Here is a 10,732-nt window from a genome sequence, read left to right on the forward strand (position 1 = left end):
CTGAACCTGAGAGGAGTTACATCAACATACTACCCCCGAAGCAGTTACAGATGCAGCATGTACGGATCGTGCAACGACACATCACCCCTCGCGGACAGATCGTCAAAGTGCTGCGAAACGGTCAGCGTCCGCATGCGGATGAACCATGCTGGCTCATCGAGACGGACGCAGGCGCCCCGCAGCTTGTGCCAAAAGCCTGGTGTCGTTGCGGTTGAGGACAGCGTGAATTTTTCGCCGATAGCCTCGGCTGACCTCCCCCCTGTACACGTGACAATCTTGCGCCAACTGGCTATCATGGTGTGCGAACTCTCGTAAGAGGAAACGCACCATGTCCCAGTCACACTCACTAGCCTTCGCAGTCCACCTCACCCCAACAACCTCCCTCCGTCTATCAGGAGTCAGGATGTCTGGCTGGAGTCTGCCTCATTGCCTGCAGAAGCAGGCTGTGCTGATTCTGGCACAAATCCTTGTCAAGGTCAAACAGATGGAGGCCAGCCATGACCAGCCCGACTAAGATTCAACCCGGCCATCTGGCTCGTCAAGCTGTGGTCTACATTCGCCAGTCCACTCCCGGTCAGGTCAAAGAGCACTTGGAGAGCCAGGACCTGCAATACCAACTCGCCCAACGCGCCGTCAGCCTCGGTTGGCCCACAGAGCAGGTGCAGATCATTGACGATGACCTGGGCAAATCCGGCATCTCCAGCGCCGAGCGGACCGGCTTTCAGACGTTGGTTAGCGCCGTTGGTCTCGCCCAGGTTGGCATCGGTCTGGTCACCGATGTCCCGCGCCTGGCCCGCAACTGCGCTGACTGGTATCGCCTTCTCGATCTGGCGCCTCTCTGCGCCACCTGATCTCCGATTCCGCCGGAATCTACGGTTGTTCGATGACCGTCTGCTGCTCGGACTCAAAGGGCACCTTTGCGGAAGCCCAGTGGTACAACATGCGCACCCACCTGACTGCCGCCCTCTTCAACAAAGCCAGGCGCGGCGAACTTGCCTTACGTCTGCCGGTGGGGTATGATCGGCTTGCAGATGGCCGAGTCGTGCTGACCGCCGACCGCCAGGTGCAGGACGCCATCCGCCTGGTCTTTGCGCTCTTTCGCCAATTGGGCAGTGCGCCCGCATCCTGCACTACTGCCACGACCACCAAGACCCTGCCGTACCTGACATCTGATGGGTTAAAGGGGGGCGCCTGGTGGCGTGGCGGCCCGCCGATTTCACCACCATCTACCAGATCTTGAAACGCCCCATCTATGCTGGCGCCTATGCCTATCGGCCGTACGCAGGGTCAACACCTGCCGGGCAGTCGGGGCAAAGTGCGCCGGCAGCCTTTTGCCGCAGGAAAAGTGGATTGTGCTCAAACCCGACGCCCACGAGGGCTACACCACCTGGGCTGAGTACCAGAGAATCAAAAACAACTGGCCGAAAATCGTCAGTTGTCGACATACGGCGCGCCGCCGGACTGGCGCGGGAAGGGTGGCCTTGCTGCGAAGGCATCGCTCGTGCGCTCGCTGGGGGCGCCCGCTGCGCCCGCGTTACCGCAACAAGCCGATCTACGTCTGCGAGGCGCTCAGCCAAGCCCTGGCCCAGCCTCTCGCTGCCAACGTTTCGGCGTGACGCACGTGGATGCCGCCGTCACCGGCTTCTGTTAGCCGCCGTGCAACCGGCTCAACTCGAATTGGCATTGGTCGCCAGCCAACAGGCCGAGGGCTGAACGTCAGCAGTTACAGCGCCATTGGCTGGAGCGCCTGGAATACGCCCGCTGCAGGCCACCCTCGCCCGTCGGCGCTACGAAACAGGTGGACCAGACAACCGCCTGGTCGCCGCCGAGTTGGAACGACGGTGGGAAGAACAACTCGTCGCCGTTCAGACAGTCGAGCGGGCCCTGGGCTGAACTGCAAGCCGCAGCGCCTCTGCCACGAGCAGCGGCGCCGAACAGGCACAAATCCGCCGTCTGGCCGCAGATCTGCCTGCCCTCTGGCATGCGCCGACCACAACGAACGCCGACCGCAAACGCCTGCTGCGCTGCTTGATCAAAACCGTGACCCTTGATAGCTTCAGTCAGGTTGGCTTTACCCGCATCCAGGTGCTACAGGGCAGACCGGCGCCGCCACCGAGGTGACAGTCCCACGCCGCGTCCCGGCTGTCGCACGCCCCAACCGGTGCTGGCGCGGCTACGGGAAGCTGCCGCAACGGAGCCGGGACTATCGGATCGCCGAAATCCTGAACGCCGAAGCGGCAGACGGCGACGCATCACGCCTGGACGAAGGAGAACGTGCGTCAGGCGCGCATCAAATATCGCATCCCCACCGCGGTGCGGCCCCTACGCCAGGCAACCCGGCCCGCGTGGAGATGGGTTGCTCTCGGCAGCCGAGGCGGCGCAACAACTCAACGTCTCGCCGGGCATGATCTGCGGCTGGTAGCGCCGCGGCCGACTGGTGGGTGAACAGCGTCAACCCCATGCCCCCGCTCTGGGTGCGCCTGACAGAGGCGGATCACCACCGCTACAGCGGCGCCGCACCCCTGACCCCGGATTTGATCCTCGAGGCCGACGCACCGTCCGCCTGGGCCCTCAGTCCTGAGCAGATTCGCCAGCGGGTGCAGGCGGGTACCTGCTCGCCTATCGCATCTGGCGCAATCACGTCTGGCGCTGGTACGTCCAACGGCCACCCCAACCCATCCCCAATCCCACACTCACTTGAGGTGCATTATGCTGACGTCAGTGGATTCCCGCCGGCGTAGGCGTACCTGTTAAACGACTGCGGCGCGAGCGGACTCGGCGATCGTATCATCACAATGCCCTCCTAACCTTGCAATTAGTATCACGCCTGGATCTGCAGGCGCGAGTGTCAATGCTGGATCATCCTGAATCCAGTACTGCTGTGTCTGTGGGTCGCGGGTCACGTATTCGGCTTCGATCTGACCGGTATGCAGTCGGCGGTAGACCCACTGGGGCCTGACGCCCAGGCGTTGCGCCAGTGCGGGGACGGTATGATATCCCTGCAGCTCGGGCGTGATCTTCTGCGGCGCACTGTTGCGTTCACGCCAGCGCTGCGCCGTTTCCTCGACGTTGCGTAACTGGCGTAGCTTTTCCTCCCAGCGCCGCTCCAGTTCGCCCGCCACCAGTCGGTTCTCCGGCTCGACCTGGCTGTACTGCCGCTGCGCCCGCTGCGCGCGTACTCGGCTTGCTTGACCTGTGCGGCCCATTGCGCCGTCAGCTGTTCCTGTTCTGTGCGCTGTGCCGCTAATACCTCTGCCAGTACGTCGAGGTTGGCCGGGCGCAGGGCCGCAAAGAAGGCTTTCTGTGTGACCGCCGCGCGTCCACCTGGGCCCGTGAATCGTGGGACAGGCCGCCACGCCGTACCGACGCCGCATGTTCTGGCACGGGTAGTGGTGATAACCTTCTTTGTACATCACTTGACGATGGTAGCCGCAGTGTCCGCACACCGCCAGTCCTTGCAGCAAACCAGGCCCTTCCCGTGTTGCGCCCACCGCGCGTGAATCTGCACCGCCGGTGCGCTGTCCATTCCGGACCCAACTGCACCTGGTTCGCTTCGTACTGCGCCCACGTAATGTAGGCCGGGTAGACGTCGCACACAATGGCGATCCATTCCTCTTGCGGCCGACGCCCCCGCACGGCTGGCGGCTGTCCCGGCGTGTGGCGCTGTTCAACGACAACTATAATTACTCATTGACGACAATTAGAACTGCCCACTAGGAAGCAGCAGGCAGGTCAGGTAAACTTCCTCTGATCATGAAGGAGAGGGAGGATAAGATGACTTGTACCGATGCTCAAGTGAGGCTAGCAATGCGTGAACGAACGAAAGGCCGTACCCAAGAACAATCGGCCGTCAAAGCGAACATTAAAAGTCGAAAAACGGTTGCTAAGTATGAGGAGCTGGAACAACTTCCCAGTGAAGTGCAGCAACCACGGGCATATCGCACGCGAGACGACCCGTTTAGTGACTATTGGCCGAAGGTAGAGCAGATGTTAGCAGCTGCTCCAGAACTGGAAGCCAAAACGCTTTTCGAGTGGTTGTGCGAACAGCAGCCAGATAAGTATCAGGAAGGCCAGTTGCGAACCCTACAACGGCGGATAGCCGAGTGGCGGGCGATACACCTGGCCCAGATCGCTGTTTTGGCGCAGGTCCACCGACCAGGCGAAATTCTGCAGACGGATGGCACCTGGCTAACGGAGTTAGGGGCGACAATTGCCGGTGAGTCCTTCAAGCATGTGCTGATTCACAGCGTGTTACCCTACTCCAACTGGGAATGGGGGGTGGTGGCACAATCGGAATCACTATTGGCGTACCAGCGCGCCTTGCAGGTGACCCTGTTCAACTTGGGCGCGGTGCCGGTGTACCATCAGACCGACAATTCGTCGGCGGTTACCCACTCACTGAGCGCCAGCGATGAGTTGGGCCGGGAGTATAATCTGGCTTACCTGGCTCTCTTGAAGCATTATGGGATGCAGCCGCGGACCATCCATGTCGGCAGCCCCGAAGAGAACGGTGACATCGAAGCGGCCAACGGTGCGCTCAAGCAGGCGTTGCGCCAGCATCTGCTACTGCGCAGCAGCTCGGATTTTGCCTCCGTGACAGATTATGAGCACTTCATCGCTCAGGTGATGACCCGGCGCAACGAACGTCGGCGGGAGCGCCTGGCCGAGGAATTAGCGGTGATGAAGCCACTGACGGTACCTCCGCTGGAATCGTATCAAGAATGCCGGGTGAGAGTCGGCCGGGGTAGCATGATCCGGGTGCAGCACAATGCCTACTCCGTACCGACCAGCCTGATTGGCCAAATGGTCATCGTTCACATCCATGAGTGGCACCTGGAAGTCTACTTCCGGCGAAACCTGATGGCAAAGATGCCCCGCCTTGTGGGCCAAAATCAGTATCAACTGAACTATCGGCACTTAGTGGATAGCCTGCTACGCAAACCCGGCGGCTTTCGGGATTACCGTTACCGGGAAGCCTTGTTTCCGACCGTTGTTTTCCGGCAAGCCTGGGAAATCTTGAACCAGTGGCACTCACCGCGCAAAGCCGACCTGATCTACCTACGCATCGTGCATTGGGCGGCGCACACCCTGGAAAGTGACGTGGAAGCCGCACTGAAACGTTTGCTGGAGAGTCCAGAAACCTGGGATGACACCGACGTTGAACGCTTGATCAAGTCTCCATCACCAGCGATACCCCAGTTGGCGACATCATCAGTCAATCTGGCCCAGTACGATGCCCTACTCAGGGAGGTGAACGATGACAGTGCTTGAACCAATTGCGCAACACTGCAAACGCCTGCGGCTGCCCAGCATCGCCGAGGCCGTACCGGAAGCCCTGAGCCTGGCCCAGCAGCAGGACTGGTCTCTCGAGAGTTTCCTGCTCTATCTGTTAGAGCAGGAAACAGCCGGTCGCCAGCAGCGTCGGGTTGAGCGCTTGCTACGTGAGGCTCACCTACCACCCGACAAAACCCTGGCCCGGTTTGAGCAGTCCCGGCTGCCTTTACGCTTGCGCCGCCAATTAGCTGGCCTGATCGAGGGCGGTTTCATCAAGGAGGCAGAAAACATATTGATTTTTGGCCAACCCGGGACTGGGAAAACACATTTGGCCGCCGCGTTGGCTTACGAATGGATTCACCACGATTACAGCGTCTGGTTCACTCCGACCTATAAACTGGTCGACGGCTTACTGCGAGCCAAACGGGACTATGCACTGGAACCGGAACTGAAACGGCTCGATCGCTTTCAGGTGGTCATCCTCGATGACATCGGCTATGTTCAGCAGAGCCGGGAAGAAATGGAAGTGTTATTCACTTTTCTGGCTGAGCGTTATGAGCGCCGCAGCGTAGTGATCACCTCCAATCTCGTGTTTTCACAGTGGGATCAAATCTTCAAAGATCCCTTGACCACGGCCGCGGCGATCGACCGCGTGGTTCATCACAGTCGGATCATCGAGTTCGGGTCCGAAATGACCAGTATGCGAGCGGAAGCAGCCGCCCGCCGCCAATCACAGGAAATGGGTCAGGCTCAGCCTGGCCAGGTTGAGGCAATTCGAAACTAACCATTCAAAATGGGTAATTCTAATTGTCGCTGATGTGTAAATCTAATTGTCGCTTGCGAGGGCCACCACGCCAACCGGTCTCCAATCTTCGGTCCCCAGCAGAGCCGCCCAACGCCCACCGTCAGCCGCCGGGGCCGCCAACATCGTCAATCAGCCCAGATCCTCCCCGGTCGGCTGCACGGAATGTTGGGCAGCGGTGCACCCCAGCAGAGCCTGACCGGACGGGCCTGGGCAAACCAGCGAACCCTTCCATTCCAACCGCCTGCCCGTGAACGGCCCGTCGAAGGGCCGTCCAACGCCAACCGGTCTCCAATCTCCGGTCTCCGGTCTCCAATCTCCGGTCTCCGGCAGAGCCGCCCAACGCCAACCGTCAGCCGCCGGGGCCGCCAACACCGTCAACCGGCCCAGATCCTCCCCGGTCGGCTGCACGGAATGTTGGGCAGCGACGCCCGCAGCAGAAACATGATCTGCCCCCGCCGCCAGCGGAGCCTGACAGGACGGACCTGGGCAAACCAGCAACCCCTTCCATTCCAACCGCCTGCCCGTGGACGCCCCCGCAGCAGAGCCGCCCAACGGTTTGCGTTACCTGCGCTGGGGCGGGCGGCGGAACGCCGTCCGACTGGAAAAAGGATAAGGCGTAGAAAAAGGCTTGGAATCGCGCCAGACTCCCCAGCGTCGGGTGCATGCTTTGTTGGGCATTTTCGGATTTTACACGATACATTGCTAAAAAACGAAACCCTATTAATTTCCTAGAGTGGTGGACCCACACTACTTTTCGTGATGCGTCTATTGATACGACGCTAACAGGTTCACAAGAAAATCCCACACCCGAGAAATTGAGGGGATATGCGCGCGCTCATCCGGCGAATGGCAATCTCTAATCGTGGGACCAAACGAAATCATATCCATGCCCTCGTATTTTGACCCGATAATCCCACATTCAAGCCCGGCGTGACACGATTCGACTCCAGGCTCTATTCCGAAAAGTTTGCGATAGGTTTCCTGACAGCGGGCTAACAATGGCGACGCCATATTCGGATTCCAGCCCGGATACGCGGCACTGCTATTGACAGAAGCCCCAGCAAGCAGAGCCAACGCTTCGATCCGGGCCGTGAGTTCGTCGAGCCGCGATCTCGCGGAACTACGTTGACTGCTCAAAACATTTAGCAGGCTATTGCGGATTTCGACAATGGCAAGATTGTTCGACGTTTCCACAAGCCCTTCGATAGCCGGTGACATGCGAGCCACTCCATGCGGAAGCGCGCACAAGAGGTTGATGATGGTATCTGTGTTCTGCTGGCTTAATCCGGTTCGAAGCCGTTCTTTGGCGAAATAGTCGAAGGCCGCCGTTGCATAGCCTGTAAAATCGGAAGCCGCTTCAGTCAGACGTATCGTCACATCGGGATCGTCAGGATACTCTTGTCGGACAATGCATTCATAGTCAGCCATTTGCGCTTGTATCGCCGGAACATATTTCGGATCAACCGCGAACGTGGCTTCGGCTTCGCGCGTGATGGCATTTGCGATGGAACCGCCTTTGAACGCAATCAATCTGATCTCGTAGGACGCTCGGATCCAGTTCAGGGCGCGCGCCACAATTTTATTGGCATTCGCTCTGTATTTTCGAATGTCATCTCCGGAATGACCTCCCCTCATGCCTGTTGCACTTAATGTAAAGGGTTTTACAGGCTCCGGAAGCGAAGCAAACGTGAGCGGCAGCGTGATGGTCGTAGTTCTGCCACCGGCGCAGCCAACGGTGAACATGCCTTCCTCTTCGGAATCAATATTCAGCAAGATTCGACCCCGCACAAACTCCGGCCCCAGGGCGCTTGCTCCGCTCATCCCGACCTCTTCATCCACTGTAAACAGTAATTCCAGCGGCGGGTGCGCCAGGTTTGGATCCTTTGCCAGAACCAATCCCATGGCAACTCCGATGCCATTGTCAGCGCCCAGCGTGGTCTGATCGGCTTTCAGCCAGTCCCCGTCATGGACGAGTCGAATCGGGTCGGTCTTGAAATCATGTTTCGACTCGGGCGTCTTCTGCCCAACCATGTCGGTATGCCCTTGAATAACCACAATTGGAGCCTGTTCATATCCTGCAGCCGCCGGAATGCGGATGACCACATTCCCCACGCTGTCGGCCTGATACTCGAAACCATGATCCCCGGCCCACTGTTGCAGCCAATGCGAGATGGCCGCCTCATTGCCAGAGCAGCGAGGGATCGCCGCAATTTGGCTAAACGTGTCAAGAATCTCATGTGTTATTGCATTCATCGTATCTCTCCTTTGATACTACAGGAATAACATACTAAGAACAAAAAGGTGGTCATGCCCGTACATCATTCTTTCCCATGCAAGATTACCGTAGTCTCATTGTGGCGGGTGAGTGGATAGGTCATGTTGGCTCCTTTGAAAATCAACCTGAAAGGTTTTGGGAAACCTCTCAGGTTTGACCATAGACACTGGATCCGTTCGATGGGATGCTGCTTCTGGAGCATTCCCATCCAACGGTCCCAGTGCCTGACTATATTGCCAACAAGAAATGCTATTTTCCGCCCGCTGCTAATGTCGCAAGATACTTCCGCTTTGTGAGCCAGGTGAATCCGTACCCCACGGCAATCAGGACAATCGGTCCGGCATACGTCTGGAGCACCAAGCCTATCGCCTCGCTGGTGCTCTCCGAGCCCATGACATAATCCAACCCGGCGCCGAGGTATGCGGCAAAACTCAACGCCAATGTGACGCCGGCCGCAGTGTATGCGACCAAATCCGCTTTCAACATGGTAAACGGCGCTTCCATTTTCTTGTGCCTGAAGACAATATACGCCGCGACCAGGATAATATACGGTATCACTAGCGACAGGGCTGTCATATTGGTCACGAGTACGAAGAACGATTCAACGCCACTCAGCCCGAACAACGGAATCGCTATCAGAACAATCACAACCGCGGCTTGCGTCCAAAGCGCGTTCTTCAACGTGCCTGTCTTATCTTTGTTGGTAAGGAAACGCGGAAATGTGCCCTCCGGCACGTCGGCAAACATCGCCCTGATCGGCGATTCCATCCATACAACAAAACCGCCTATGGAGGCAACGAATGTAACAAAGGCAACCAGACGGACCATTATTGCGCCGTTGAGTCCGAAGTTCTCCGCCAGAATCTGATACACAACGTATTCGGCATTCGCCAAGCCAGCCTCAGTAAGGGCTTCCGGCGAGGCAACCAGACTCACAGCCAGCGAGCCGATAATATACGCCGCAGCTACAAACAACGTCGCAATAATCACGCCGCGCGGGAAGTTCCTGCTCGGCTTGTCGACATCGGTGATATAGGTTCCAGCGACCTCAGCGCCTGCGACAGCGAGGAGCAGCCATGCAAACGTGGCAAAATAGGTAATGTCAAAATCAGGCATCACGTTCCCAGCCGTGAATGCCGTCGCAGACGGTGTTCCAAGCAACAGTCCGACACCGGCGAACACGATGAACAGCACGACGAGAAGGATCGTGAGCGGGCCTCCCACATCGCTAAGCTTTGAAAAGGAGCGCACACCTCTGGCGGCGACCAACGTCAGCAGAACACATAGGACCATCCCCATGTACGGCAACAGGTTGGCATTTGCATCAGTGAATCTATTCTCCCCGAAGATTGCCCACGATGCCATGACGGGCAGTCTGGCAAAGACATACTGCAGATAAAACAAATTGGCAACGAAATACGACCAGGTGCTGATAAAAGCCCATTTCTCCCCGAGGCTGCATTCAACCCAACTGTATATCCCGCCGCCTTTCTCTTGGTTTGCGGACGCCAACTCTGCAATAAAGGCCGAGAGCGGCAGGAAGAAGAAGAGGGAGACCACCAGCCACGATGGAATCGCAGCCGGACCCAACGCAACGGCGTTGGTGGTAACGTTACGGAACCCGAAGGTTGGCACAAAGATCAACATGACTAGTGTCAACAGACCTAACTTCTTTGCGGTTTTCATGAGCAGCTCCTTTCCATTCAACAAGATTTTTGCTTCTTGACGCAACGCATCAAACGCGATTGACCCGAAAACTACGAACACGAAGGTAAACAGGACTACTCTTTCATAATTTTCTCTCCTTTTGCTTGATAAGCACAGGCCCTAGCAACAGCCGCCCAACGCCAACCGTCAGCCGCCGGGGCCGCCAACACCGTCAACCGGCCCAGATCCTCCCCGGTCGGCTGCACGGAATGTTGGGCAGCGCCGCCACCAGCAGAGCCTGACCGGACGAGCCTGGGCAAACCAGCGACCCCTTCCATTCCAACCGCCTGCCCTGACGGCCGTCGGGACGCCAGCCCCGGTCTCAGCAGAGCCGCCCAACGCCAACCGTCAGCCGCCGGGGCCGCCAACATCGTCAACCGGCCCAGATCCTCCCCGGTCGGCTGCACGGAATGTTGGGCAGCGGCCCCCCCAGCAGAGCCTGACCGGACGAGCCTGGGCGAACCAGCGACCCCTTCCATTCCAACCGCCTGCCCGTGAACGGCCGTCGAAGGACCGCCCAACGCCAACCGGTCTCCAATCTCCGGTCTCCGGCAGAGCCGCCCAACGCCAACCGTCAGCCGCCGGGGCCGCCAACACCGTCAACCGGCCCAGATCCTCCCCGGTCGGCTGCACGGAATGTTGGGCAGCGGCGCCACCAGCAGAGCCTGACC

8 protein-coding genes are annotated in these 10,732 nt (G+C 58.6%); 4 read left to right on the plus strand and 4 right to left on the minus strand.

Annotation, left to right across the window (positions count from 1 at the left end; genetic code table 11):
• Positions 1-497 precede the first annotated feature (497 nt).
• Together IPF85_RS25110 and IPF85_RS25115 are read left to right on the plus strand one after the other, a co-directional pair.
• On the plus strand, positions 498-851 hold the full coding sequence (locus tag IPF85_RS25110; protein WP_343410786.1) for a recombinase family protein: 354 nt from the start codon (positions 498-500) through the stop codon (positions 849-851).
• Positions 852-940: 89 nt separating this feature from the next.
• Positions 941-1,240, plus strand: a complete 300-nt coding sequence (locus IPF85_RS25115) for a hypothetical protein (protein ID WP_343410787.1) — start codon at positions 941-943, stop codon at positions 1,238-1,240.
• A gap of 1,510 nt (positions 1,241-2,750) precedes the next feature.
• Here IPF85_RS25115 and IPF85_RS25120 read toward each other — a convergent pair.
• A complete protein-coding gene (locus IPF85_RS25120) occupies positions 2,751-3,122 on the minus strand; it encodes a hypothetical protein (RefSeq protein WP_343410788.1) in 372 nt (123 codons plus the stop codon).
• A gap of 685 nt (positions 3,123-3,807) precedes the next feature.
• On the opposite strand from IPF85_RS25120, the gene IPF85_RS25125 reads away from it, so the two are divergent.
• Together IPF85_RS25125 and istB are read left to right on the plus strand one after the other, a co-directional pair.
• On the plus strand, positions 3,808-5,271 hold the full coding sequence (locus IPF85_RS25125) for an IS21 family transposase (protein ID WP_343410789.1): 1,464 nt from the start codon (positions 3,808-3,810) through the stop codon (positions 5,269-5,271).
• Entirely contained in the window at positions 5,258-6,058 is an 801-nt protein-coding gene (gene istB, locus IPF85_RS25130) for an IS21-like element helper ATPase IstB (protein WP_343410790.1), read from the plus strand. Before IPF85_RS25125 ends, istB begins: the two co-directional genes overlap by 14 nt.
• Before the next feature lie 786 nt (positions 6,059-6,844).
• Here istB and IPF85_RS25135 read toward each other — a convergent pair.
• The 3 genes from IPF85_RS25135 to IPF85_RS25145 all read right to left on the minus strand — a co-directional run.
• Positions 6,845-8,332, minus strand: coding sequence for an aminoacyl-histidine dipeptidase (locus IPF85_RS25135; protein WP_343410791.1), 1,488 nt, complete (start codon positions 8,330-8,332; stop codon positions 6,845-6,847).
• A gap of 271 nt (positions 8,333-8,603) precedes the next feature.
• Complete coding sequence (locus IPF85_RS25140) at positions 8,604-10,040, minus strand: amino acid permease (protein WP_343410792.1); 1,437 nt, start codon at positions 10,038-10,040, stop codon at positions 8,604-8,606.
• Positions 10,041-10,409: 369 nt separating this feature from the next.
• On the minus strand, positions 10,410-10,732 hold a 323-nt coding region (locus IPF85_RS25145; protein WP_343410793.1), incomplete at its 5' end, for a hypothetical protein.

The organism is Candidatus Amarolinea dominans (assembly GCF_016704685.1).
GTDB classification, from domain to species: Bacteria; Chloroflexota; Anaerolineae; order SSC4; family Amarolineaceae; genus Amarolinea; species Amarolinea dominans.

Coding starts and splice junctions, on each gene's coding strand:
- IPF85_RS25110 (WP_343410786.1), top strand. CDS start 498: ATGACCAGCCCGACTAAGATTCAACCCGGCCATCTGGCTCGTCAAGCT.
- IPF85_RS25115 (WP_343410787.1), top strand. CDS start 941: ATGCGCACCCACCTGACTGCCGCCCTCTTCAACAAAGCCAGGCGCGGC.
- IPF85_RS25125 (WP_343410789.1), top strand. CDS start 3,808: ATGCGTGAACGAACGAAAGGCCGTACCCAAGAACAATCGGCCGTCAAA.
- istB (WP_343410790.1), top strand. CDS start 5,258: ATGACAGTGCTTGAACCAATTGCGCAACACTGCAAACGCCTGCGGCTG.
- IPF85_RS25135 (WP_343410791.1), bottom strand. CDS start 8,332: ATGAATGCAATAACACATGAGATTCTTGACACGTTTAGCCAAATTGCG.
- IPF85_RS25140 (WP_343410792.1), bottom strand. CDS start 10,040: ATGAAAACCGCAAAGAAGTTAGGTCTGTTGACACTAGTCATGTTGATC.